Source organism: Brevibacillus choshinensis (assembly GCF_016811915.1).
Classification (GTDB): Bacteria; Bacillota; Bacilli; order Brevibacillales; family Brevibacillaceae; genus Brevibacillus; species Brevibacillus choshinensis_A.
Genome location: NZ_CP069127.1, coordinates 5,854,279 through 5,879,774 on the forward strand (window position 1 = coordinate 5,854,279; position 25,496 = coordinate 5,879,774).

Here is a 25,496-nt window from a genome sequence, read left to right on the forward strand (position 1 = left end):
CTCCCGATTACTTGAGCAGTTTCGCTTTCAATTCCTCCAGGCAGCTGGCTACATTCAGCCTGCTGACCACCTTGACACTGTTATCGAAATACAATTCCGAAGCGCGGGGCGCGAGGGCGAACGCGGAAACACCCATCTTGCGGACAAAGATCAGCTCACACGGCTTCCCTTGAAAGGCCGGGTAATGGCTATCCAGCACCTGGAGCAGTCCCCTGCCTTCCTCCAGACCCATTTCACCCATCACCAGCAGGCGTTCCACGATGTAGGCGTACAGGACGTTCTGAAATGGATAGGCATCTGCGGTGATGCCGAAGTGTTGAGCAAACAAGTCCAGCGTCGCCTTCGAAACAATGTTCTGTTTAATTAAGTCCTCCAGCATGATCATGGATTCAGCCAAGTTCGGTGAAAACATGTCAGCCAGTTCATCGAGTGACAGGTCATCCTTCATGTGAATGATCTTGTCGATTCTGGCCAGGATTTGCTCCTTTGGGAAAAACGTCTCCTGACCCGTAAAGGTTGAGCGGCGAATAAACCAGTCCTCCGGAATCAGGTTTTTTCTTTTCCAACGATACAGCTGGCCGTACGAAATACCGGTAAGCTCCAGCAGCTCCTTTTTCGAAATGAAGTCGTCTTCCATGTCAAGCACCTCCACGAACAATGTAACATAACACTGTTACGTTATCAACCAAAAGAAAAGACTGCTTGTCTGCAGTCTTGTTCACAGCCTATTCAAATTCTGCTGCAATCAAACGCTTCAGATCCGTTGGCAGCGGCGCTTCGCATTGGAGCTTTTCATTCCGCAGCGGATGGTGGAACGCCAGTGACGATGCATGAAGTGCTTGTCTGCGTAACAAACCTCTGGTACCTCCGTACATCGTATCTCCTGCCAGGGGATGGCCGATGTGCTCGAAATGAACCCGAATCTGGTGGGTTCGGCCCGTCTCCAGCCAGACACGCACCATCGACATGTGCGAAGACCGCTGGATTACCTCATAATGCGTGATCGCTGCATCTCCTCCCTCTACGACTCTTCGCTTGGTCGGATGCCCCGGGTCGCGGCCGATTGGCGCATCGATGGTTCCCCGTTCATTCTCCAGCACTCCGCTGACGACGGCCACATATTCCCGGTGGATGCCCCCTTCCCGCAGTAAACGATCCGCGATTTGATGTCCATAGCTGCTTTTGGCGAGCAGAATGGCTCCAGAGGTATCCTTGTCGAGGCGATGTACAGGGTGGATGCTCAATTGCTCTCCTCGCGGGGCAAAGTGGGCTGCCAATGCATGGACCAGCGTCCCATCCTGCTCCTCTTTTATCGGGTGCACCATCATGCCTGCCGGTTTGTTCGCAATCAACAGATGATCGTCCTCGTACAAAAGCTCGACCGGCAGGACATGAGTGCTTGGGGCAGGGGCCTGTGTCTGTACTTTCACTCGCGACGTATCATGCTGCGGCTGTCTATCTGGCTGTCGCTCCACGACCCGGATCGCGACTTGATCTCCCGCCTTTACCTGGCGCTGTAAAAAAGGCTGCTTTCGGTTGAGCAAAATCCCCTTGCTTCTCGTCAGCCGCTGCATCATACGCCCCGATACGTTCAGCTTTTGCCGAACGATCTGCTCTACATTCATTCCTGCTTCCTCTTCAGTGACGGTATATTCGATCCAGTCTTTGCGGCTCACGTCTATCCCTCTGTTCCATGCTTTTTTCTTATTGTAGCAAAAAGGCACGCCGACATCCTACTTTGCGTCATCCCATCTGACTTCCCCTCACCGGTTGATCCACACGTTTTGCAGCGCTTCGTCAAAGTCGGCTACCGCGACCTTCTGCCCCATCTCCAGCATCTGGGTCACATACCCTTCATCAGCAAGGAATTCGCAGCCGAGCAGGCGTCCTGCAAAAAAGGTGTGCAAGCGTTGTTTCCATCCCAGTCGAATCATCCTTCATTCCCCCAAACTCATTTAATAAACTTATTTGTATAATAAGTATATGTTAGAGTTTGGTAATTTGTAAATATTTTTGTTTAGAAAGTTTCTACTCTTATTTTCATTCGCCTTCTTTTTTGCGGGAGATTAGAAAACTTGGCTGCGCCAAGCCTTTTGGCGAAGCCGTAGTTGCACTTATACTGGATAGGAATCTCATAAATTCCTATCTGTGCAAAAAAACCACCATGCTAGGCATGATGGCTTCGATAATTACCCCTTCAGATTTTCCGGGTTCAGTCCTTGCAGCTCCGGCAGAACGAACAGTCCGTCTTTGCGGATCAGCACGTCATCAAACCAGATTTCTCCGCCGCCGTACTCTGGGCGCTGGATGTTTACCATGTCCCAGTGGATTTGGCTGCGGTTGCCGTTGTCGGCATTGTCATAGGCGCGTCCTGGCGTGAAGTGGAAGCTGCCCGCGATTTTCTCATCGAACAGAATGTCGTTCATCGGATGCAGAATGTATGGATGTACGCCGATCGCAAATTCCCCGATGTAGCGAGCTCCCTCGTCCGTGTCAAAGATTTGGTTGAGCTTTTCGGTGTTGTTGGAAGTCGCCTCGACGATCTTTCCATTTTCAAAAGTCAATTTGACGTTTTCAAACTTCGTGCCCATGTAGCTCGTTGGCGTATTGAACGTGATGGTCCCGTTTACGGAGTCACGCACAGGCGCAGTGAAAATCTCCCCATCCGGAATGTTGCGCAGACCGGAGCAGATCACATTCGGGATATCTTTGATGGAGAAGTGAAGGTCGGTACCTTTTCCAACGAGACGCACTCTGTCTGTGCGATCCATCAGTTCCTTCAGCGGCAGGAACGCCTCGTGCATGTTTTTGTAGTCAACGGAGCAGACATTGAAATAAAAGTCTTCAAATGCTTCTGTCGACATATTCGCACTCTGCGCCATCGCAGCTGTCGGGTAGTTGAGCAGTGTCCAGCGAACGTTCGAAATCAGGAAATCGTTCAGCTCCTGCATCACTTTCTGGTGAGCGCGGCGACGTTCAACCGGGACATCTGCCATTTCGCTGTCGTTTGTCGGACCATTGATGACAATGTACGTATCCAGATCCTTGAACATCGGCTCTTCCCATTTCGCCAGATGGGCAGCACGTTCTTCACTCGCCCCCATCATCAGCTCTCGTTGAATGCTCGGATCGATGATGCGAACAAATGGATAGGCACCTTTTCCGTACGCTTGCTTGACCAATTCCTTGGCCAGCGCGTGACCTTCTCCCCGCACCTCAATCAGCAGACTTTCCTTTGCTTCCAGGCGAACCGAGTGGCTTAGCAAATTTTCGGCCAATTTGACCAGTCTTGTATCCAACATCCGTAATCCCCCCGCGCTCATGATTGGTAAAAGCCTCTAACTCAGGACTGCTCCAGCCCCGTTAGAGCGACTTGCCGTCTTGATAAAATATATTTTACCGAATGGGCAGACTTTTTTCAATTATTCCCGTGATCTGATTTACCGCCGCTTCCAAATCGGTCGTGTCTACGTGATGCTCCAGTCTCTCTACGTATTCGCTCTGCTTGTTCTGGTAACGCGGGTCATAATAATGGACCAGGAGAGAAGCTATCGCCGTTCGATAGTCTCTTTCCTCAAGCGCCGTGCGCAAGAGGGCTGCCTGCTCGGTTGGAATTCTCCTGGAGATGGAGGTGTACGCCTTCTCTACCTTTTCTGCGAAATCGGGCCGCCAAGAAAAAGGGACAACGTAGTCATCGTAGATTCTTTGCACCCGAACATCCAAAGGGGCGGTGACCTGAACATGGATGGCATGCTGTTTGGCATCCATCAAAAAGGAAGGCAATATCGCGTTTCCAATCCGTTTGCTTTCCGCCTCCATGACAAAAAAGCGTGCTTCCCGATTCCTTTGCAGCGTTTCGAACAATCTCGCATCAAACATCTTCTGATTGGCCGGCTTGCCTTTCCCGATATGCCCGAAAACGGAGCCGCGATGCCCAGCCATTCGCTCCAGGTCGAGCACGGGTAGTCCCTTTTCCTCCAGTCTGCGAAGAAGTTCTGTTTTCCCTACCCCTGTCATACCGTGTAGCAGGAAGACAGGGACTTGCAGCTCATACGGGGCGATTGTCTCCAGCACATGCTGACGGTACGCTCGGTACCCGCCTTGCAATCGTCGGACCTTCAGCCCTGAAAACGTAGCGAACGTCGCCATCGCTCTGCTGCGCATGCCGCCGCGCCAGCAAAAGATCGTCGGTGGTTCTCCCCATTCTTCTCCCCGCTGCTTGATCGCCTGCATGACGGATTCCATTTTGGGGGAAACGATTTGCATGCCGAGCCATTGAGCCGCTTCCTGTCCCACCTGTTTGTAGGTCGTCCCTACTCGCGCCCGCTCTTCATCGCTAAACAAGGGAATGTTGACTGCCCCTGGAATGGACTCCCTGGCGAACTCTCCCGGCGAGCGGACGTCCACCAAATTGGCATAGCCTTTGACTAGTAATTCCTGAACGGTTATCTCTTGCAATGTATGTCACCCTAACTTCTGATATGCTAGATTTACCTACTCGAATTTTCAAATATTCTACTATTATACCTTGATTGTCAGGAGGCCATAACATGTCTGAAAGAGTGAAACTCACTTCCCTCACAACAAAAGGAGGGTGCGGATGCAAGATTAGCCCTGACGCCTTGTCCGCTGTTCTGAAAAACCTGCCGGCTCCCTCCCAGCGTGATCCCCGCTTGCTGGTCGGCGTGGAGACTTCTGATGACGCCGGCGTCTTTCAATTGACGGATGATCTGGCCATCGTCCAAACCCTCGACTTCTTTACCCCCATCGTCGACGATCCGTACTGGTTCGGGCAGATCGCTGCGGCCAATGCGATCAGCGATGTATTCGCTATGGGCGGCAAGCCGATTACGGTCCTGAACATCGTCGGATTCCCTATTTCCAAGCTGGACCCGTCGATTTTGACCGAGATTCTTCGCGGGGCCGCTGACAAGGTAGCCGAAGCAGGCGCGGTGCTCGTCGGCGGACACTCCATCGATGACCCTGAGCCGAAATTCGGGCTGGCCGTTACGGGTACGGTACATCCCTCTCGCGTCCTGACCAATGCCACAGCCAAGCCAGGCGACGTGTTGATCCTGACCAAGCCGATCGGCGTCGGTATCCAGACGACCGCGATCAAGCGCGACGCCTTGTCCGAGGAGCAGACGGAGCTCGTCATGACCGTCATGGCTACTTTGAACAAATACGCAGCCGAATGCATGGAAGGCTATCCTGTTCATGCTTGCACGGATGTGACAGGCTTTGGATTATTGGGCCATGCGCTGGAAATGGCGGAGGGCAGCCAGGCAGGCATCCGTCTCTATGCAGGGGAAGTTCCCATTCTGGCAGGTACGCGTGAGCTGGCGGAGCAAGGCATCATTCCCGGCGGCAGCAAGTCCAACTTCCGCTGGGTGGCTGATCGCGTGCAATTCCCTGAGGAAATGGAAGAGCTGGATCGCCTGATCTTGTGTGACGCCGTTACCTCCGGGGGACTGTTGATCAGCGTCCCGGGAGATCAAGGAGCTCAGCTTTTACATGAGCTGCACCAGAAAGGAATCGAGTGGGCCCAGATCATTGGCGAAGTCGTCTCAGACCACCCAGGCACCATTCAAGTAATTTCCGATAAATCATAAAATTTTCCTTGCGTCTGTTCCAGCTTTTGAAGTATCCTAATCAACAAGAGTTGATCCTTTTAAAAAATTTGAAAGACGGGAGTGTTGGTTCATGGTGATTTCTGTAGTTATCTTAGCTTAGGTAGGCCTCTGATAAGGGGCACTGCCTCTTAAAGACCACCTATAGCAAGAAACTGCAGGATGCCAGAACCGCTTCCGTCTTTTTCCCGATTGGTTGTTGTGGGCACCAGTTTATGTGAGGAACATACCGCCCCAGGTATGGAGCCCTTTTTGGGTAACCTTAGACTGGCTTTATTTGCCCGACACCTGATATCGATCGTCAAAGCGCAAGCGGAAGAGCCTTTCGTCTCTCTCCCGCTTGCGCTTTTTTTGTGAAAAACGTCCCCTCTCACCGGGGGATTGGAGCATCTCGACGTTTTTCACAAACGAGGATATGGCCGCTCGCGGTCAAACAAAATGGTCTTGACCGTTTTGTGCAAAAAGTGAAGATCATGGCTCCTGCAGATAGAGAAACAGGTAGGAATGGAGGATCTTGTCATGCATTGGCGTTCATGGGATTTGAATTTAAAGGTCCGTTTAGTCGGAGAATTGATTACCCACACCTTTTTCTGGATGTACTTTCCGTTCATGGCTCTGTATTTCAGCGAATCGTTCGGCAAGGATGTCGCTGGCATTCTGCTGATGGTGCCACCGCTCCTCGGCATGCTGTCCAATCTGTTCGGCGGCTATTTGGCAGACAAGGTCGGACGCAAGCCGACGATGCTGCTCTCCCTCTGTACGTCGTCTGTCATGTTTGCGCTGTTCGCCTTTTCCGGCTCTCCGCTGATTGACTACTTCGCCTTCATCGGAATCGGGATTGCGGGCTCCCTGTATTGGCCGGCGAGCTCCGCAATGGTGGCAGACTTGACCACAGAGGAAGACCGTCGCCTTGTATTCGCTACGTTCTACACCGCCATGAACATGGGGGTAGTAGCCGGTCCCGTACTTGGCTCGTTTTTCTTCGTGCATTACCGCTTTGAGCTTTTGCTCGTCTGCACCGTCATCGAGCTCCTTTTTGCCTGCGCGATCTTCTTTTTGGTAAAGGAAACCTTGCCTGCTGAAGTGCGAAAAGAGAAAGCCAAAGAGCGCTTCTCTATTTCCCAGCAATTCAAGGGATACGCCGTCATTTTCCGTGACAAAGTGTTTGCCCTCTACATCGGTGCAGGCATCCTGGTCGCCATCGCCTTCATGCAGCTGGACATGTACATGGCGCTATACGTAAAAGAGTACGTGCACAATCAACCACTCGTCTGGTGGGGAGATTGGACCTTCAACGTAGGCGGGACCAGCGCATTCGGCTGGCTGATGGGACTCAACGGCTTGCTCGTGGTGCTGTTTACCCTTCCCGTCACTCAGTGGTTCCAGCATTGGAGCGACCGAAACAGCATGGTCATTTCGTCGGTTCTGTACGGCTTCGGCATGTTCCTCATGGCCTTTACGGCAAATATCTGGCTGTTGTTCGGCTGCATGTTCATCCTGACGCTCGGGGAGCTGATTCGCACACCTGTGGCGCAGAGCTTTATCAGCAAGTATGCACCTGAAGATGCTCGCGGACAATATATGGGGGCATCCTCCCTGCAATTTTCCATTGGCCGCTTCATCGCGCCTCTCGCCATAGGGATCTCCCAATGGCTGTCGCCAGTAGGCGTATTCGGGATCATTTTGGCTGTCTCGCTGATCAGTGCGTATATTTACATCCGCCTGTTCCGCATGATTCCAGACGAATCGCAGCAATCCCCCCAAACGTAAAGCAAATAAAGTCGGCCCTCGCTAGCGGGCCGACTTTTTCTCTGCTCGCAAACTCGTCCCCATCGTACTAGCTTTCAAAATCTAGCATATAGTGTGTACTAGGTAGGAGAGTTACGTCAGGAGGGGGTTTTTCCATGAATCAGCCGAGCGCATTCGCTACGTTTAAAACAAAGGGAGAGTACGTATACCGCACGTCTGCCTATATTCAATGGGGGACGTCATCTGAGTCTCTGGGCAGCTGCCTCTTGCTGAATCCAGGCTCATCCACCCTATTCCGGGAAAGGCCTGCGCCTCAACATGCGATCATGGGACAAACAACGATCGATCCGACGATGCACCAGCTGATCAAAATGACGGAAGCGATCTATTCCTCAAAGGCCGAGCAAGGCAAGCTCGAGGGCAGACTGCACATCTACAACCTGTTTTCCCTGCAAAACCCGCAAGCAAAGGACGCCATCAGCCTGTTTGAAGCCCTCCTTCTGGCAGGCCAGACCGCTCTCGATGAACACATTACGCGCTCCCACGAACTGGTCAAGCACCCTTGGATGTTGCTCGGCTGGGGATGCGTGGCGAAATCCTCTCGCCTCCTCACTTCCCTGAAGGAAATGTGGCTGCGAGAAATTGCCGCTGCGGGGGTTCCTGTTTTCGGCAAACCGTGTGCTTCTGGGAGGAACTACTACCATCCCTGCCCGCAGCTTCACGCCATGAGAGAACTGATCCTGCGCGACTTGGTCGCCCTGCATGACCTGGCCGTCCCATCCATTCGCAGGTAGGACACACAAACAAAAGCCGAGGGCATGTGGTCGTTAGCTGAACGATGTCACTATGTTCGCAATAAATTCGGTCTCCATTTAGAAAACGTGGCTACTTCAAGCTTTTGGCGGAGGATTCTTATCTGTACAAAAAAAGAGTCTGTCCCCCTCTCGATAAGGGGAGCAGACTCTTCGGCTTTACGGCATTTCGTTTGCCTCATAATACTCTTCCCGGTCAAACTTGCCGCGCATCCATTTGTACGTATCGTCGTAAATGCCTCGCACCACCTGATCCGTGCTCGTCGCTGCCTGAATCAGCGTTTTGGAGCCGTAATAGTACGCATGCACGTTGTTTTTGTCCATACCGAGCTTGTGGGCAGCCACCAGCTGGTTGTAATAGGTCTGATAGAACTTGGGATCACGGTACATCCGTTCATCCCCTTCGATCTCTACTCCCATCCCGTACTTGCTGATGGCGTCCAGCACGCCTTCGATGCGATCCAGCTGCACCGGCTTGTCGCTGTAGTAGTTCGGCTGCAGGAATGCATAATCGAAGTACAGTGACTTCCACTCGCCGGCACCGGGAGCGCCGTAATACGGAATCCAGTAGAAACGCAGCGCCTCATCATGGACCATGCTCGCCATGCTGCGAATCAGATCGCGTTCTTTCGGAGCACTGTCTTCGATCAGCTCATGGAACCAGTAAATCCCCTCCAGCTGCAGATACGAATACCCCGCTTTGTTCCAACGTTTTTGCAGCTCCTGGAAGTACCATTCCAGCGCCTGCTTGCGGTTTTCGTACGCTTGCTCTTCGCCGATGCCTGTCGGATTAAATGACAGGGATGGCTTGTTATCGGCGAGCTTGCCGAAGTTGGTCTGATTCATATTCGGGTACGGCAGTGCCAGAACGACTTTTTCCTGTGTCGGCGTGGTGTACAAGGTCCCTCTCAGGCGATTGTACTCCCGCATGGCACTGTTCAAGGCATCCAGCTGTCGATTGGTCCCAAACAGGTCGTTCAGATAGCCTTGCCAGCCCACCTTCGTTGCCGGCATATCCTGGTACGGCAAAAAGAGAATCGTATCAAACATTTGGTCACGCATATAGCCGTCCGCCGTGCGGTAGCCCACCATCGGCAGGAAATCATCCTTGGTCCAGTTGCCGCGGTCTCCATACGCACCCGAATAAGCGAGCAGCATGTTTTCTACGCGATTTCCTGCCTTTTTATCCTCCATCATTTGCGTCGGGCTTGGCGGCGGCAGCAGCACCGCTTCGTCCCAACGGCTGTTTTCGTTCGCCCAGACTTCCAGCTGACGAGCAAACGCAAACACCTTTACCGGGAAGGACACCCGCACGTAGCGTGCCTCCACATCGGGGAGCGTCACACTCAGCGTACGCAGCACCTGTTTTTCTTCCGATGCCGGAACGTCGTGCACAGCTTTCCCCGCGTAAGACCAAGCCTTGCCGTCACGAGATACTTCTACATCCATCGACTCGGGAAGCGTAATCCCCGAGGTCTTTTGCTGTCTGAAGGTCAGCGCTACCCGCTCCAGCGGCTTCGCTTCGGAAAGAGTCACGGTCACTTTTCGACCGAACTGACGGTTATAGCCCGTCCATTCCTCCGAAGGCGTCACCAATCCGCCTACCGGACCTGGATACTGCTTTTCCACCGTTTGGAAGTATGAATCAGGCGGTCCAAACGTTTTCACCGAAGTGAAGCTTCCCGGTGCCACGTTGACCAGATCGTCCTGTTCAGCCGACTCAGCCGCTTCTTCCTCCTCTTCCGCAGGCTCTTGGGAGTCTGTGGCAGTGGTCTGCTCGGCAGGTGCAGCGGCATCGGCTGGTTCTGCAACCTGTACCTTGGTATCCGCTGCCTGCTCGCCAGACGAGACAGGCTGGTCATTTTCCTCAGTCTTAGGGGCATTCGTAATCTCGACGGGAATGGTCTCGCTGTGATAGCCCACCGTAACCGTCACATTGCCCCTCCCAGGTGCAGGACCAGCCACGAATGTCCCATCCGGAAGAATCGTGCCCAGCTCAGGACGATCAAATGCAAAAATCGGTGTGAACGGGAGTTTTTCCCCATTCGCGCTCGCCACCCTCAGGCGCTCGCTCGTTCCTGCCATCAGGCTCAAGCTCTTGGCATTCAATGTAAACTGGGCTTGCTCCGCCTGCTGGTACCGGGCATTCAATACACGCTCCGCGATGACAGCGGCTTCCGCACGCGTCACGGTTCCGAGCGGATTAAACTTGCCATTCGCTCCCTGCATCCAGCGCTGATTGGTGACATCCGCGATCGCCTCACGGGCATAGCCCGCCATTTCTTCCTCGTCACTGTAGGAAGTGGCACTCGTGCTTGCCGCTTTGGCTACGTGACTTTCTTTCATCAGTCGCGCGAGCAACACAGCCAGCTCTTGTCTCGTCAGGGGATCGGCTGCTCCTACCGTTCCGTCATTTCTACCATTCATGACCCCCAGCTCGGATAATCCGTAGACGTACGGCGCGTACGGACTATCCACAGGAACATCCGCAAAGCTTGCTTCTTTTGCCGACTTTGGCAGCAACCCGGCCACCTTGGTCAGCAAAACGGCAATATCCTGCCGGGAAATGGTTTTCTGTGGATAAAAGAGTCCTTCTCCCTGCCCATTGATGATTTGCAGGGACGCCAAGTGATTGATGGCATCTTTTGCATAGCTGTTCCCCAGATCCGTAAACGCTGTGGTCTGGTCTTGCACGGCAGTCTGAGCTGTTCCGGCTTCAGTCGTGGTTGTACGGCTCGGATCAGATGCAGCACCTGCCATCGGAGCCGCCGCGGCCAACAGCGTAGAAAACGCCAGACAGGCAGCCACGAAACGGTTCCCCATTCGTTTCTTACTCATTGTATTCTCCTCCAATTACCCCTTCTCTTTTTACGTGTGAGTAACGCCATTCCTCGCGTGACTTACCGTAACATCCTTGCGCCACACACATCCCCCAAGCAAGGAGCAGCGTCGGCAAAGGCACTCTTATTCGGCAGGGGGAACCAACGACGGGCGAGGCGGTTTTGGTCCGAAAAACTGGTAGTAATCGACCTTCATGTTTCCGTTGTAGAGCTTCCGCTTTTTGCTCGCTTTCCGTCCAAAATGTTCTTCAAACAATTCGTCAGACGTGATGACGTAGAAAGACCACGTATCCAAGGCGGCAAAGGTTTTGCCCATTTCCCCGTACATTCGGCTGACTTGCTTCCACTCACCCAAGCGTTCCCCGTACGGCGGATTGCAGATCAGATAGCCGTATTTTTTCTTGGTGCGGATATCACGCACGTCCATGCGCTGGAAGTGGATTAGCTCGTCGACCCCTGCCTCTGACGCGTTTCTGCGGGCGATCTTCAGAATCTCCTCATCGATATCCGTACCGATGATCTCCAGCTTTTGATCATAGCGAGCCAAATCGTGAGTCTCCGCCCGAGCCTCCCGCCAAGCTGCCTTCGGAATGGTCGGCCAGCTCTCCGAGACAAACTCCCGGTTCATGCCTGGCGCGATATTCTGTCCGATCAATGCCGCCTCGATCGGAATGGTACCGGAGCCGCAGAACGGGTCCATGAAAACGCGATCCGGCTTCCAGCGGGACAGCAAGATCAGCGCTGCAGCCATTGTTTCCTTGAGCGGCGCCGTACCGATCAGCTCACGGTAGCCACGCTTATGTAATCCCGGCCCTGATGTGTCGATCGTCAGTGTAGCTACATCCTTCAGCAGCGCCACCTCAATCTTGTACAATGGCCCCTGCTCCTCAAACCAGTCCCGCTTGTACGTCTGTTTCAGACTCTCGACCACTGCCTTTTTGACGATCGCCTGACAGTCAGGAACACTGAACAGGGTAGATTTGACAGACTTGCCCTCCACCGGAAAAGCAGCGTCCTCCGTGATCCAATCCGCCCATGGCAAAGCCTTGGTCTTTTCAAAAAGCTCGTCAAACGTAGACGCTTGGAACTCCCCAATCTTTAGACGCACCCGGTCGGCTGTTCGTAACCATAAATTTGTTCGCGGTATCGCAGAAATATCTGCGGTAAATGTCACCTTGCCGTTTTCCACCTGTACATCCGTGTAGCCAAGCGCTTTTACCTCTTCTGCTACCACAGATTCCAATCCAAATGTCGCCGTAGCGATCAATTCCACTTTTTGCATCCTACTTTTCTCCATTCCGTGCATATGGCTTCGGGCTACACCCTTATACTATATTACCCGATTTGGGTATGGGGTTGGTAATCTTGTCCTAAAATCGAAAAACCGCCATCAGGCTGGGATGGCGGAACAGGTGGCCGGAAAGCCTATGAAAAGAAAGCACGCTGGAAAAGGAGGTACCCATGCCCGAATTGCCTGAGATGGAGACTTATCGCAGACTTCTGCAGCAGCAGATCGTCGGATTGACCATAACCGATACCCATGTTGAACGGGAAAAGACCATCAACATGTCTCCGGATCCATTTGCGCAAATCTTGCACGGAAGCAGGTTCACGCTCATCGATCGGCGCGGCAAGCATCTGCTGCTTCATTTGGAAAACAGCCATGTCCTGCTCCTCCATTTGATGCTGGGCGGTTTTCTCTATCTAGGCACAGCGGAGGACAAGCTGTCGCGAACCTCGCAGGTGACGCTGTCTATAGGCAACCGCATTCTTTATTTTCACGGGCTGCGACTTGGGTACCTGCATCTGTTGACGTCCGAGCAAATCGATGAAAGACTATCCGAGCTGGGGCCCGAACCGCTCGCCCCCTCCTTTACGCCGGCTCAATTCTCCCAGCAGCTGTCCGGCAAGCGAGGTATCCTCAAGACAGCTCTGGTCGACCAGCATTGGCTCGCCGGGATCGGAAACTGCTACTCGGATGAGATCTGCTTTCATGCAGGGATCTTGCCCACGCGGCGCATCCCCACTCTCACATCTGAAGAAGTGACGCGTCTCTACCACTCGATGCAAGCAGTCTTGAAAGAAGCCATGCAATACGGCGGGTATATGGAGACTCCTCTCTACAAAGGCGACGGACTGACAGGCGGCTTCAATGACCGCTGCCGGGTATACGACAGAGGAGGAGAGCCGTGCCTACGCTGCGGACACGCCATCGCACTAGACAAGCTCTCCTCCCGAAAAGTCTTTTTCTGTACGCACTGTCAGAACTAGAGTCAATTACACGGCTGCGTCTTCCGGCTTTTTCATCTTTTTCACCATATATACTTGCTCTGTGCCCGACGGACCGAATCCCGCTTCCTCCAGAATGTGCAGGAGCTGCTCCTGGGCAGCCGGCAGGTTAAAGGTCGAGCGGCGGCATTCCAAATCGTGCGGTGCATACAGCTCATGCAGGGCTGCACGCATAATCGTGTCAGCATCGGCGTGTCCTGGCTGTGCGGCGCAATGCCGAAGGACGATGGCTGAGACTTTTCCTTCGTCATTTACCATTCGTTTGTACATGGCGTATCCGACAGTCTGGCCTTGCTCATCTTCAATCGACAGGGCTTCTCCATCCCGCATGCTCTGCCATTGATTTTGCCAAGGAGCATCTGCCTGATAAAAAGGCAGCCTGGAGACCTCTTGAGCCAGCACATGACGTACACGGTAGGGGGCATTCTCTTTGACGCCAAAGAGATTCTCAGGCAGGGCATCGGTCCTTTGCCAGAAGAGCAGGCGGTCCAATACCTCGTAGCCCAATTGTTCGTAGAGGGCAATCGCTTTGTCGTTTTGGCTGACCGCCTCCAAGGTCGCATCATCGACGCCAGCTTCCTCGTACAGCTCCAATGTTGCTGCCATCAGCTGACGCCCCACTCCCTGCCTGCGATAGGCGGTTGCGACGCCTGTGCCTCCATTCCATGCGATTTTTTTGCCATTCACAGTACGCAAGCCGCTCGCGACAAGGCCGATAGGCTCCTGATCGTCAAACGCAACCACCGACAACCCGAGCACATAGCCCTCTGCACCGAGTCGTTGCACCAGCATTTCTTCCGTCATGGCAACGGGAAAGAAATATCCTTCAAATCCCCTGTTCCAGGCCTTTGTCACTTCTGCAAACGTACAGTCACTCATCCGCTTGATGGTAATCATGGAATCACCCTCCGCTAATTAGTAAAAATACTGTAATCGAGGCCAGCTCATGGATGAGCGACCGCGTCGATTCTTACTCATTAAAATTATTTTAATCAATAAAATCAAAACATTCAATCACTTTCAATCGACAATTCCCTTCCCTGTCCCTCGACCTGCCGTCGTGGTAAGATGGTGAAAAGCTTGTTTCCCGGAGGTTCCCATGCGCAAACCGCTCACGGTAGGCTCACTCATTCCCGGCCGTTCCATACCATCGCAACCGCAGATAACATCTTTACATACAAGCCCGGCACCAGTTGCCAAGAAAAATGGCAGCTCTTCAACCTCCCGGCAGCAAAATGTTCAACACGTTCGTGTGAAGCAGAGAGACCAAGTCTTTCAAGTACGTGCTGTTCCACGCGAGACAATCCTGTCGGCAGCGCTGGCCCAAGGGCAGGCTATCGAATACAAGTGCCAGCAAGGGCAATGCGGCAAATGCGCCGTGCAGCTGATCGAAGGAAGCTCCTGCCTCTCGTCACCCGGCAATCAAGAAAAAGATAAGCTAGGCAGCAAGCTCAGTCAGGGATACCGCCTCGCTTGCCAGAGCACATTCCGATCGATGACACAGAATTCATAAAGGTGGCTACCACATGAATACCAACCGAATCTTATTGTTCGCCGGGGGAAGTCTGGGACAATGGGCCATTCGTCAGATCCAGCCGGGGGATTGGTTAGTCGGTGTGGACCGGGGAGCCTTGTTCCTCGTCCAGCACGGCTTTTCCCCTCGTCTCTCTATTGGAGATTTTGACTCCGTCAGTGTGGAAGAGCAGGCAGAAATCGAACGAAAAAGCCAGACCATCTCCTCCTGCGACCCGGTCATGAAGGATTTGACCGATACGGAGATGGCCCTCACCTGGGCATTGGAGCAAAAGCCTGCGCAGATCATTCTGGTGGGCGCTCTTGGCTCTCGCTTCGATCATTCCTTGGCCAATGTTCAACTGCTGCAAAAAGCGCTGGCGGCCGGCATCTCCTGCAGGATCGTCGATGAACACAACGAAATCCAGCTGATGAACCGCTCGCTCACGATCGAGCGCAGCCATTTTGCTCACGTCTCCCTGCTGCCATTGAGCCCAGAGGTAACCGGCATTACTCTCCATGGATTTCAATATCCGCTGGAGGATGCCACACTGCGCATCGGCGATACGCTGGGAATCAGCAATGTGCTTACCTCGGATACAGGAACCATCTCCATCGGCTCCGGTCTCTTGCTCGTCATCCAGAGTAGGGATTGAGCTACTCGGTTCATCTATAAACAAGGAAAAGGATCGCCCTCTGCCAAAAGATGGGCGATCCTTTTTCGTGACATCTAGCGTGCTTCCTCTTCCGGGTCCATGGGCAGCTGCCAGTCGATTTCCTGGATTCCTTTGGAGCGCAAAAAGGCATTGGCCCGTGAGAAAGGGCGGCTGCCAAAAAAGCCCCGATTGGCGGAAAACGGGCTGGGATGCGGCGATTGGATGATGAAGTGCTTGTTCGTATCGATAAAAGCGGCTTTTTCCTGAGCATGCTTGCCCCACAGAATAAACACCAACGGGGTATCCCGCTCGTTCAGGTGCGCGATGATTTGGTCCGTAAACGTTTCCCAGCCCAGCCCCTTGTGCGAATTAGGGGTACCGCCGCGAACGGTCAACACCGCGTTAAGCATCATCACGCCTTGCTTCGCCCAATGTGTCAGGTAGCCGTGGTTTGGAATCGAGCAGTTCAAGTCGCTCTGCAGCTCCTTGTAGATGTTTTGCAGAGAGGGAGGCGGCTTGATTCCCGGTTTTACAGAAAAACTGAGGCCGTGTGCCTGCCCCGGTCCGTGATACGGATCCTGTCCCAGAATCACAACCTTGGCATTTTCATAGCCGGTCAGATGGAGAGCGGTAAAGATGTCATGCATATCGGGATAGATCGTCTGCGTCTGGTATTCTTCCTTTAGCATTTGCCGCAATTTTAAATAATAGGGCTTCTCGAACTCATCAGCCAGTACGGGCGCCCAATCATTTTGCAAGATCGTCATGTATTCTCACCTTGTCCGATAATTTTGCTTCTAGCTTATCATAATGCCACGAGGAATGAGAGAGAAGTCGGAAAAAGTAGGCCCTCCCTCGTCCAGTCCTATTTTTTCTCGTTTTTCTAGTCTTTGTTTCCTAGTACCCTCGTTTGATAGCTGATCTTGTCGATTTTTGCCATAATATTTCCTGGGAAGATTTAGATATATAAAAGGGAAGAGGTTTACTACATGAAATGGGATTTCAAATCGTTCGTCGGGGGCATCATCGTTGGCTCGGTGTTGTTCTCCGGGATCGCCATCGCGGCACCAGCTTTTCCTGATGTGACCGAGGGAACCAAAACGCCGTTCACCTACTACTTTGAAGGTGTACCAAAATCGCCGTCGAGCGACGTGCAAGGAATTATGTACAAAAATTCTGTATACGTACCCATCCGCTTTGTCGCCGAAAACCTGAACAAACCCGTCATTTACGACGCAAAGTCCAAATCAATCTTCATCGGCAAGCTTCCGGTAGCCAAGATGTACTCCAAGATGGAAGCCGTCGAGCTGGTCAAAAAGAAATTCGCGGGCAGTCTGACCCCCAACCACGTAGTCGAATACGATCACGACGACGAAAAAGGCCATTATGTTATCCAAGTTTATCAAACCGTCGTGAACAACTTCCAGTCCGGAGATAGCTATACAAGCACCTATGGCTGGTTTGTAGTGAATCCGAATACCGGGGAAATCAAATCATTGCTCTAACGATACAGAAAAGAACAGCAGCCTAGGGGGGCCGCTGTTCTTTTTGGTTTGTGCCCGCTTCACGGCTAAACCAGCTCGTATTTCTCCAGCTTCCGATACAGCGTGGACAGGCTGATCTGCAGCTCGTTTGCGATGGCTGCCTTATCCTGTGCGTACGCATGATCTGTAAAATAGCGCTGCAGCACAGAGCGCTCATACTCTGCCAGCAGCTGCTCCAGGCTTTGTGCCTGATGAGCGTTACGTTTTCCTTCTCCTTCCGAGAGCAAGTAATCCGGAGCGTCCTCCAAGCCGATTCGTTCACCCTCAGCCATGTTCACCATGTACTCTACTGCATTTTCCAGCTGCCGTATATTTCCCGGCCAGTCGTATTCGATGAGTCGCTCGACCATGCCTGCCTCCAGCTGGCAACGATTCTTTTGGAGCAACGTCGAATACCGATGCAAAAAATGCTGCAGGTACAAGGGAATATCCTGACGACGCTCTCGCAATGGCCGCAAGCGCAAGGGGATGACATTCAGCCGGTAATACAGATCTTCCCGGAACGTTCCCTCTTTCACCATCTGTTCCAAATCTCGATGAGTTGCAGCAATGACCCGCACATCAATCCCGATCGTTTTGACCCCGCCTACACGATCGACGGTCTTTTCCTGCAAGACCCTGAGCAGCTTGGGCTGGAGCGCCAACGGGATATCGCCCACTTCATCGAGGAAAATCGTCCCTTTGTGCGCCAGCTCGAACTTTCCTGGTTTGCCCTCCCGTCTCGATCCGGTAAAGGCTCCCCCTTCGTAGCCGAAGAGTTCGCTCTCCAGCAGAGTTTCCGGGATCGCTGCGCAGTTGATCGCCACAAAAGGATACCGGCTGCGAGTGCTCTCACTGTGAATCGCACGCGCCAACAGCTCTTTACCCGTCCCGCTTTCTCCCCGCACCAAGACGGTAGAGATGCTGTTTGTCACCTTCTTCGCCTTTACGATCACATCCCGCATCCCCGTCTCTGCCCCGATCAACTGGGCAAAGTAGACAGGAGCAATCGATGCCTCGGGCTTTTCCTCCTGAATATGGCAGCTCTTTTCCAGCTCAGCATCCAGCTCGAGCAGCTTGTGCTCAATCAACGAGCTGATATGCTGCAAAAAGGGCATCCACTTTTCCGAATGGTGCAGCATCTTTTCCTTTTGCTCAGGAGAAAAACCGATGATTCCGATGACCCCCACCGTCTTTTCCCGCTTGTGCACCGGGAACCCGATCGTTCCCAGCTCCCGGCATTGCAGCAAGAACTTGCAGTTCATGCACTGCGCCTCGTTTTTCTTCATGTCAAACATCATACCCGGCTGCCCGGTCTGCAAAATCATCCGAAAGAACGACCCTTCCGGAGCAGGCAGCCCAATAAGCTCTTGATAATAGCCTGTTCCACTCACACGGATTCCCTGCTCATCCAGAATGGTGACATCCAGACCTAATACCTTTGCAATGTTATCCGCGTATGATTGAATGAACTCCTCAATGCGGGAAAATTCGGTCATGATTGGTCCTCCTGCAAAACGTTCCTCAGCCCTTGTTCACTGATGCCACCAGCAGTTGGGACAGTGCCTGCTCCAAATCTGCGATGATGTCCTTCGCATCCTCCAAGCCTGTAGACAATCGGATGAGACCGTCTGTGATATGAAACTTGACCCTCTCTTCAGCCGGAATGGAAAAATGGGTCATCGAGGCAGGATGCTGCACCAGTGTTTCCGGATCTCCTAGACTAAACGATATCATAGCCAGGCGCAGTGCGTTAATGAAAGATTTGGCTGCTTCGTAGCCGCCTTTGACCTCAAATGAGACGATTCCTCCCATCCCTGCCATTTGCCGCTTTGCCAGCTCGTGCTGCGGATGGGAAGCCAGACCCGGATAATACACGCGCTCGATGGCAGGATGCTCTGCCAGATAATGAGCCACCGCTTCGGCATTTTGACAGTGCTGCCGGACGCGAAGGCCGAGTGTTTTGAGTCCGCGAAGGATCAGGAAAGCGTCCCATGCGTTCAGGTTTTGTCCGAGATCGCCCATGATGTGCTTGCGCATGAACTTGATGCTCTCCCGATTTCCCACGATGAAACCGGCAATCACATCTCCGTGTCCGTTCAAATACTTCGTTGCGCTATGAACCACAACATCCGCTCCCAGGTCCAGCGGTCTTTGCAAATACGGTGTCATGAATGTATTGTCGACGATCACGGTGATGTTGCGAGCATGGGCCAATCGCGATAATGCCTCTATGTCGAGCACGGTCATGCATGGATTGGATGGCGTCTCGAGGTACAGTACCTTGGTCTGCGGCAAAAACGCTCGCTGCACGGCATCCAGATCGGTACAATCCACAAAATCGGCGGAGATGCCGTAGCGAGGGGCCAAGGTCGTCAGGAATTTATGGCTGCCTCCATAAACATCGCGCGTACACACGACATGGTCGCCTTGCTGTAGAAATGCGAGCAACGATGCTGAAATGGCAGCCATGCCGCTGCTGACCCCCAGGGCTGCTTCTCCGTTTTCCAGTGAGGCAATTTTCTCCTCCAACGTCTGGATCGTCGGGTTGCCATAGCGTCCGTAATAGATGCCTTCCCGCTGCCCTGCTACGCACGCCGCTGCCGCATCCGCGTCCGGAAATGCGTAAGCCACCGCGGGTACGACCGCCGAAACCACTGCTCCTGTCTTCTGGCATGGCGTTTGTGCTGTATGAATAATGGCGGTATCCAATCCCCATTGATTTTTTGTCATGTTCCTTCGCTCCCTCTTCCTTTGTGTGTGCCCTTGATCGTAGCAAGGACCATGCCAGATCGAAAAAGCAATATTTACGCTTTTCCCTGCGAGTCTCGCGCTGTTTTTTTCGCAAAGCTGCGAAAGATTTTTTCACAAATAAAAAAGCCGTTGGTTTTCCAACGGCCTTTCCCTTTCCCCTTTAGACGACCATTCCGCCGCCGCTCTTGTGATACTTCATGATGCCTTCCGCACAGCGGTAAGACAAAGCGCCCATGGTTCCGGTCGGATTGTATCCGCTGTTGTGGGCAAATGAAGATGCCCCCACGACAAACACGTTTTCTGCGTCCCACATTTGCAAATAGTTGTTAACCGCCGACGTGTCCGGCGATGATCCCATGATCACGCCGCCCGTATTGTGCGTGGACTGGTATGGGGTAATATCGTACGGACCGAGCTTTCCATTGACTTCAACTTTGCTTGCACCCATTTCCTTGAGAAGCTCCCCGCAGCGATCTGCCAAGTACGCAGCGAGCTGCCTGTCCTGCTCCTCAAAATCGAATGTGATACGAATCAACGGATCTCCGAATACGTCTTTGTAAGTCGGATCGAGGTCCAGGAAATGATGCCGCCACGGCAGCGACGCACCCTGCGCACCTACGGTCAACGTCCTGTTCATATATTTGAGGGAATTCGCTTTGAATTCTTTACCCCAGCTAGGCGTTCCCTGTGGGACTGGATTGTTCGCAATGGGACGGAGGCCCGTCATCGTGTGGGCGATATTCGCACCGTGCAAGAACTTGAGGTCTTTGTGGTCAAAATTGTCGCCGTTGAAATCATCGAGTACGATACCGAGCGCCCCGGCACCTGCGTAGTAATTGAACTCCTTGTCCTCGAAAAAGCCCGTTGCTCCGCCCCGCATGACCTGGTAGCAGTAATTCTTCCCGATGACGCCTTTTCCTGTATTGGGATCATACGGCCTTCCGAGGTTGGACATCAGCAAAAGGCGCGTATTGTTGAACACATAACTCGTCAATACGACGATGTCGGCCGGCTGTTCGATTTCCTCTCCAGTCGTGACATCGGTGTACAAGACACCTGTTGCTTTTTTCCCGGTATGTAAGATACGGCGGACATGCGAGTGAGTCCGAATCTCGAATTTCCCCGTTTTTTGTGCGACAGGGATGACTGTGACGACCGGATCGGCCTTGGCTCCGTACTCGCATCCGAAACGCTCACAGTAGCCGCAGTACTGGCAAGCTGCCCGGGAGATTCCATCCGGATTGGTATACGCCTGCGACAAGTTGGCGGATGGCAGCATGTACGGGTGCCAGTTTTTCTTTTTGGCAGCTTCCGCAAACATTTTCATGCTCGGAGTGCTTTTCATCGGCGGCGTCGGATAAGGCTGCGAACGCTTGCCTCCCAAAGGGTTTTCCTCACCGGAGATGCCCGCCATCCGCTCGAATTTGTCGAAGTACGGCTCCAGCTGATCGTAGGTCATGCCCCAGTCCTGAATGGTCATGCCGTCTGGAATTTTCTTATCTCCATACCGTTCGACCGTTTTGCTGCGAATTTCAAAATCATAGGGAAGGAAACGGAACGTATGGCCGTTCCAGTGAACCCCCGACCCTCCCAGGCCCGTTCCAAGCAAAAAGGATCCGTAAGAGCGCATTGGAAGTGCCCGAACGCTAGTTTTGCTGCGGAAGGTGATCGTTTCCTTGGACAGATCCTGCATGAGCTCGTAGCGGAGCGCATATCGCAGCTCGTCATGCACCATGAAATAGTCTTCCGTCTTTCTTTCCTTGCCTCTTTCAAGCCCGACTACGTTTAGACCTTGCCTGGTCAACTCTGAGGCAATGACGCCGCCACCCCAGCCTACGCCTACAATGACAACATCGACTTTCGGTAATTTTTTGGCCATGTTTTCCAGCTGCCCCCCTTAATGTTGATGATCCCGCAAGCTCAAAGGGGCCATCTTCACAAACTTGTCCTGTTCGATGACTTGCGTATAAGCCATTTGATTACCCGGGTAATTTTTCAGCTTCCAACCGTCCATATTTTTGTTGCCACCATACAGCGGGTCGGAATAAATACCTTCGAGCGTGTTTGCACGGAGCATCTTGAAGAAGGCACTCGCGGAGATCGTCGTTAATTTGACTTCATCCGATTCAAATGCCTTGAGCGCTGCATCCTGTTGTTCAGGAGCAAGCTCGTAAAACTTTTTCTTTTGCGTGCTTTGGCTGTAATTGTTCAGTTCCTGAATCCCTATATCAAAGATTTCCCGCCGTTTCAGCCTGCCCTGATAGCCCTGCGTGACCTCCCCAGGGTAAAAAGGACCCGACATGTAATCGCGGGCGTTGAAGCCCCAGTCTCCCGCCAATTGATGGTCGATGAAATAAGCAGCTCCGAGAGCCTTTGCTCCAGGGCCATTCTCATCCTCAGGGAAAATCCGCTCGCATGCAGCGTCGACCACTTTGAACTGTTCCGGAGTGAAGTACATCAAGGCTTGATTGAAATCTGTGACGGGAGCTGGTGTCGCTCCCGGTTGCTGCGGTGCAGGTGCTGATGTTCTGTTGATCAGGCTGCCTGCCACTCCGCCCACAACCAGTCCACCGAGTACTAGTCCAGAGTTTTTCAGAAAGTTCCTCCGTGATACGGGTTGTTCGTTTTCATTGTTTGCTTGTGCCAACACTACCACCTCCTGATGTCTCTATTCACTTGTTTGTGCATTTTTTCGACAAGCTAAACAGATCTTTCTATATTTTTTCCAGCAACCCCCTTAAATACTCACGAATGCAGCAGGGGCAGGATAAAAGTATGAAAAAAGGAGGGATCGACATGAAGGTTGGAAAATGGATGGGCAGCTGTGGACTTGGGATGGCTCTCCTGCTTACGGCCTGCAATAATCAGGCGGCACCTCAGCAACCGCAACCGACTCGGACGCAATCCATAAACAATCAAACGGTGCCGGGACCAGAAACAGTCATTCCTAGCGTAGACCGCGACAAAAAATTCACCACAAACGCACAAGGGTCGACCTATAGCGGAATGGGTACGAACGTATACAGCAGCATCGGCAGCTCTCATCTCCATAGCGGCGGACCCTCCACCAAATTGGAAGCGCAGCTGAATGCAGCTGGGGTACATGGGGTTCAGGCGCTCGTGTTGAAGGATGCCATCGTCATCTGCCCCGCCACCGCGGGAAGCCATTCCATCAACCAAATGGATCCGATGCAATCTCATCTGCTCAGTAATTTCACGGGCAGTTCGGCGCGTGGAAACGAGCATACGACACCTGGATCTGCAGGTACTCTCGGAACCAGCGATCTCAATGCCACTCTGAAGAATGCCCGCACCCATATCCATCGTTTGTACGGAAAAGAAAAGCGCGTTTTGACCGTCACTTCCAAAGCAGGCATTGCGGCTTTCGACCAAGCAAAAAAACAATTGCACGAAACCGGTCAGGATCCACACGCTTCCACGATCAGCAAACTCATGCGCGAAGCAAAGCAATAATCGTGTCAAAATAAAAAGGGACAAGCATCGAAGCTTGTCCCTTATTCTTTCGTAAACGCCATGATTTCTCTCACTGTTTCCTCTGGATGAGTCACCATCAGCAGATGGAGCGACTTTGGAATCGAGCGGATCCTTGCCTGTGTAACGAGCTTTTTGTAAGAATCGACAGCGTCACGATAGAATCTGCGCTGCTCATCGTCAGGCAATAGACTTTCATCAGCCAACACCAACAGGACCGGGCAGACTACCTCACGAAACAGGGCCTCTTTATCAAATTCCATGTACTCACGGAAATAGGCCGTCCAAGCTTCTCGGGAAAGGACGTAACCATAGCCTCCATCCTGCTTCTGCTCCAGCTCTGTTGCCATCCAGCCCTCGGGCAGATTACCGTTTCCATAGCGGCTGGAAAATTGCCCTTCAGCGTCCTTCACGGAGACAAACCTTGTCGCAGTCAATCGCTCGACGACAGCTGGCAATTGGAAGCCGGGCATTTCGCCTAACTGGTAAAAGCCACCGTCCAACAGCACCAGCCTAGCCACTCGCCGGGGCTCACGGACAGCCAGCATCTGCGCGGGTACTGCGGAAAAGGAGGCTGCAACCACCGTCACCTGTTCGATCGCTTCCGCATCCAGCAGTTCAATCAGATCGTCCACAATGGCCTCGAAGGAGTACTCCGATGTACCCGAGGAGTGACCGTGTCCGCGCAAGTCAACCGCCACCACCCGAAAATGCTGAGCCAACGCCGGAACGATCCCCGCAAACAGCATTTTCGTATTGCGGATGGCATGCAGCATGAGCAGGACAGGAGCATCATTTGGCCCTGCAAGCCCGTACTCCATGGCAAAGCCAGCCCTTGTTATACTTTTTACCGTCGTGAATACTGGTACACTCATGCCTTTTTCACCTCAGCTACTCGTCAAATTTCATGCGCTCCAGTTTGGTCTGCTTGACTTTCACCAAATACAGCAGATAGATCAGCCCGACAAAGGACCACATCAAACCGAGAATCATGGACTTGATATCCAGATTGACCCACAGAAAGCCGACAAACGAAGCTCCGATCAACGGCGACAGAAGATAGCGCCACCAATCCGCTACTCGCAATCGTTTTTGTCTCCATACATAATGGGCGATGACGCTGATATTGACAAAGCTAAAAGCAATCAATGCCCCGAAGTTGATAAAGGATGTAGCCGTCAGCAGATCCAGTTTCAGCGCTGCCAGCATCAGCACGCCGACCAATAGAACATTGTAGAGCGGCGTTTTCAAGCGAGGGTGAATATACCCGAACCACTTTCTCGGCAAGTAGCCGTCCCGTCCCATCGCATAAAGCAGGCGAGTCACGCTGGTGACGGATACAAGTCCGGACGCCAGCGTAGATGACAAGGCTGCCGCCAAAAACACGAGCTGAAAGATCGTTCCCCCGATAGAGAGCGCAATTTCTGCGGAAGCGGCTTCCGGGTCAGAAAAGACTGAAGCGTCTGGAAATAACGACTGCGAAAAGTACGATGCAGTAATGAACAGCGCGCCCCCAGCAAGTGCGACCAGAAAGATGCCGCGGGGAATCGTCTTTTTGGCATCGACGGTTTCTTCCGTGAGCGTCGTCACCGCATCAAAACCGAGGAAGGAAAAGCACAAGATGGACGCCCCGGCAAGTAAAGCGGCAAAGGACATGTCCGGTGAGAAAAAGGGGCGTACTGTTATTACCTGTTCGAACCCGCCTCCATGCATCAATCCCCGAATCGCCAAGCCTGCGAAGACGATCACGACGGATATTTGAAACAACACGAGGATGGAATTCACCGAGGCTGTCACGGTTACCCGGAACACATTCAACAAAGTGATTAAGAGAATAAAGCCAACAATCCACCAATGAGTAGGAACTTCCGGAAAAACGGATGACAAGTACACACCCGTCAAGAGTGCATTGATCATCGGTAAAAATAAGTAATCCAGCAGAGAGGCCCAGCCCACCAGGAATCCTGCATACGGGTGTATAGACCCCTGCGTGTAGGTATAGGCCGTCCCTGCCGAAGGATAGACCCTCACCATTTTCCCGTAGCTAGCTGCGGTAAACAAAATGGCGAGCAGCGTGACAGCGTATGCGGCCGGGACATGCCCTCCCGTCTCTTCTGCCACAATGCCAAACGTATCAAAAACAGCCATCGGCGCCATATAGCCGAGACCGATCACCACGATATGCCATAGTTTCAGGCTGCGGTGAAGCTCTGTTTTCCCGTTCACTACCTGTCCCCCT

23 protein-coding genes are annotated in these 25,496 nt (G+C 52.8%); 8 read left to right on the forward strand and 15 right to left on the reverse strand.

Features of this window, described 5'->3' with window-relative positions:
• Window positions 1–7: 7 nt before the first annotated feature.
• The 5 genes from JNE38_RS29135 to mnmH form a co-directional block, all read right to left on the reverse strand.
• A complete protein-coding gene (locus JNE38_RS29135; protein WP_203354502.1) occupies window positions 8–637 on the reverse strand; it encodes a YhbD family protein in 630 nt (209 codons plus the stop codon).
• Window positions 638–725: 88 nt separating this feature from the next.
• Window positions 726–1,676, reverse strand: a complete 951-nt coding sequence (locus tag JNE38_RS29140) for an RluA family pseudouridine synthase (protein WP_203354503.1) — start codon at window positions 1,674–1,676, stop codon at window positions 726–728.
• A gap of 87 nt (window positions 1,677–1,763) precedes the next feature.
• A complete protein-coding gene (locus JNE38_RS29145) occupies window positions 1,764–1,934 on the reverse strand; it encodes a hypothetical protein (protein ID WP_203354504.1) in 171 nt (56 codons plus the stop codon).
• Between the two features lie 255 nt (window positions 1,935–2,189).
• Complete coding sequence (locus JNE38_RS29150) at window positions 2,190–3,302, reverse strand: aminopeptidase (protein ID WP_203354505.1); 1,113 nt, start codon at window positions 3,300–3,302, stop codon at window positions 2,190–2,192.
• A 94-nt stretch (window positions 3,303–3,396) separates the two neighbouring features.
• Window positions 3,397–4,458: a tRNA 2-selenouridine(34) synthase MnmH gene (gene mnmH / locus JNE38_RS29155; protein WP_203354506.1), complete on the reverse strand. Its 1,062-nt coding sequence runs from the start codon at window positions 4,456–4,458 to the stop codon at window positions 3,397–3,399.
• Window positions 4,459–4,550: 92 nt separating this feature from the next.
• Between mnmH and selD the strand changes: the two genes are divergently transcribed.
• From selD to JNE38_RS29170, 3 genes are all read left to right on the forward strand, one after another.
• Window positions 4,551–5,612 (forward strand): selenide, water dikinase SelD, encoded by a 1,062-nt coding sequence (gene selD, locus JNE38_RS29160; RefSeq protein ID WP_203354507.1) that lies wholly within the window; start codon window positions 4,551–4,553, stop codon window positions 5,610–5,612.
• A gap of 537 nt (window positions 5,613–6,149) precedes the next feature.
• Entirely contained in the window at window positions 6,150–7,400 is a 1,251-nt protein-coding gene (locus tag JNE38_RS29165; RefSeq protein WP_203354508.1) for an MDR family MFS transporter, read from the forward strand.
• Window positions 7,401–7,534: 134 nt separating this feature from the next.
• Window positions 7,535–8,173 (forward strand): hypothetical protein, encoded by a 639-nt coding sequence (locus JNE38_RS29170; RefSeq protein ID WP_203354509.1) that lies wholly within the window; start codon window positions 7,535–7,537, stop codon window positions 8,171–8,173.
• Window positions 8,174–8,350: 177 nt separating this feature from the next.
• Here JNE38_RS29170 and JNE38_RS29175 read toward each other — a convergent pair whose 3' ends face one another.
• Together JNE38_RS29175 and JNE38_RS29180 are read right to left on the reverse strand one after the other, a co-directional pair.
• A complete protein-coding gene (locus tag JNE38_RS29175) occupies window positions 8,351–11,029 on the reverse strand; it encodes a DUF4855 domain-containing protein (RefSeq protein ID WP_203354510.1) in 2,679 nt (892 codons plus the stop codon).
• Window positions 11,030–11,155: 126 nt separating this feature from the next.
• Entirely contained in the window at window positions 11,156–12,313 is a 1,158-nt protein-coding gene (locus JNE38_RS29180; RefSeq protein ID WP_203354511.1) for a THUMP domain-containing class I SAM-dependent RNA methyltransferase, read from the reverse strand.
• Window positions 12,314–12,492: 179 nt separating this feature from the next.
• On the opposite strand from JNE38_RS29180, the gene JNE38_RS29185 reads away from it, so the two are divergent.
• Complete coding sequence (locus tag JNE38_RS29185; protein WP_203354512.1) at window positions 12,493–13,302, forward strand: Fpg/Nei family DNA glycosylase; 810 nt, start codon at window positions 12,493–12,495, stop codon at window positions 13,300–13,302.
• Window positions 13,303–13,308: 6 nt separating this feature from the next.
• Here JNE38_RS29185 and JNE38_RS29190 read toward each other — a convergent pair whose 3' ends face one another.
• Window positions 13,309–14,217 carry a GNAT family N-acetyltransferase gene (locus tag JNE38_RS29190; RefSeq protein WP_203354513.1) on the reverse strand — a complete coding sequence of 303 codons (909 nt, stop codon included), beginning with the start codon at window positions 14,215–14,217 and terminating at the stop codon, window positions 13,309–13,311.
• 202 nt (window positions 14,218–14,419) lie between these two features.
• Between JNE38_RS29190 and JNE38_RS29195 the strand changes: the two genes are divergently transcribed.
• Both JNE38_RS29195 and JNE38_RS29200 read left to right on the forward strand, forming a co-directional pair.
• Entirely contained in the window at window positions 14,420–14,833 is a 414-nt protein-coding gene (locus JNE38_RS29195) for a 2Fe-2S iron-sulfur cluster-binding protein (RefSeq protein WP_203354514.1), read from the forward strand.
• Window positions 14,834–14,846: 13 nt separating this feature from the next.
• Window positions 14,847–15,488: a thiamine diphosphokinase gene (locus tag JNE38_RS29200; RefSeq protein WP_203354515.1), complete on the forward strand. Its 642-nt coding sequence runs from the start codon at window positions 14,847–14,849 to the stop codon at window positions 15,486–15,488.
• Between the two features lie 74 nt (window positions 15,489–15,562).
• On the opposite strand, the gene JNE38_RS29205 is transcribed toward JNE38_RS29200, so the two are convergent.
• A complete protein-coding gene (locus JNE38_RS29205; protein WP_203354516.1) occupies window positions 15,563–16,255 on the reverse strand; it encodes a uracil-DNA glycosylase in 693 nt (230 codons plus the stop codon).
• A 222-nt stretch (window positions 16,256–16,477) separates the two neighbouring features.
• On the opposite strand from JNE38_RS29205, the gene JNE38_RS29210 reads away from it, so the two are divergent.
• Window positions 16,478–16,993 carry a stalk domain-containing protein gene (locus JNE38_RS29210; protein ID WP_203354517.1) on the forward strand — a complete coding sequence of 172 codons (516 nt, stop codon included), beginning with the start codon at window positions 16,478–16,480 and terminating at the stop codon, window positions 16,991–16,993.
• A 65-nt stretch (window positions 16,994–17,058) separates the two neighbouring features.
• Here the strand turns inward: JNE38_RS29210 and JNE38_RS29215 are convergent, their stop codons facing one another.
• The 4 genes from JNE38_RS29215 to JNE38_RS29230 form a co-directional block, all read right to left on the reverse strand.
• The gene (locus JNE38_RS29215; RefSeq protein WP_203354518.1) at window positions 17,059–18,510 is read right to left on the reverse strand and encodes a sigma-54 interaction domain-containing protein; all 1,452 of its coding nucleotides are present in this window, start codon (window positions 18,508–18,510) and stop codon (window positions 17,059–17,061) included.
• Between the two features lie 25 nt (window positions 18,511–18,535).
• Complete coding sequence (locus tag JNE38_RS29220; RefSeq protein WP_203354519.1) at window positions 18,536–19,744, reverse strand: trans-sulfuration enzyme family protein; 1,209 nt, start codon at window positions 19,742–19,744, stop codon at window positions 18,536–18,538.
• Window positions 19,745–19,925: 181 nt separating this feature from the next.
• The gene (locus tag JNE38_RS29225) at window positions 19,926–21,644 is read right to left on the reverse strand and encodes a GMC family oxidoreductase (protein WP_203354520.1); all 1,719 of its coding nucleotides are present in this window, start codon (window positions 21,642–21,644) and stop codon (window positions 19,926–19,928) included.
• Between the two features lie 18 nt (window positions 21,645–21,662).
• A complete protein-coding gene (locus JNE38_RS29230) occupies window positions 21,663–22,412 on the reverse strand; it encodes a gluconate 2-dehydrogenase subunit 3 family protein (RefSeq protein ID WP_203354521.1) in 750 nt (249 codons plus the stop codon).
• Window positions 22,413–22,561: 149 nt separating this feature from the next.
• On the opposite strand from JNE38_RS29230, the gene JNE38_RS29235 reads away from it, so the two are divergent.
• Entirely contained in the window at window positions 22,562–23,239 is a 678-nt protein-coding gene (locus JNE38_RS29235; RefSeq protein ID WP_203354522.1) for a hypothetical protein, read from the forward strand.
• Between the two features lie 41 nt (window positions 23,240–23,280).
• Here JNE38_RS29235 and JNE38_RS29240 read toward each other — a convergent pair whose 3' ends face one another.
• Window positions 23,281–24,132 carry an alpha/beta fold hydrolase gene (locus tag JNE38_RS29240; RefSeq protein WP_203354523.1) on the reverse strand — a complete coding sequence of 284 codons (852 nt, stop codon included), beginning with the start codon at window positions 24,130–24,132 and terminating at the stop codon, window positions 23,281–23,283.
• Window positions 24,133–24,148: 16 nt separating this feature from the next.
• Entirely contained in the window at window positions 24,149–25,483 is a 1,335-nt protein-coding gene (locus JNE38_RS29245; RefSeq protein WP_238933507.1) for an APC family permease, read from the reverse strand.
• Window positions 25,484–25,496 lie beyond the last annotated feature (13 nt).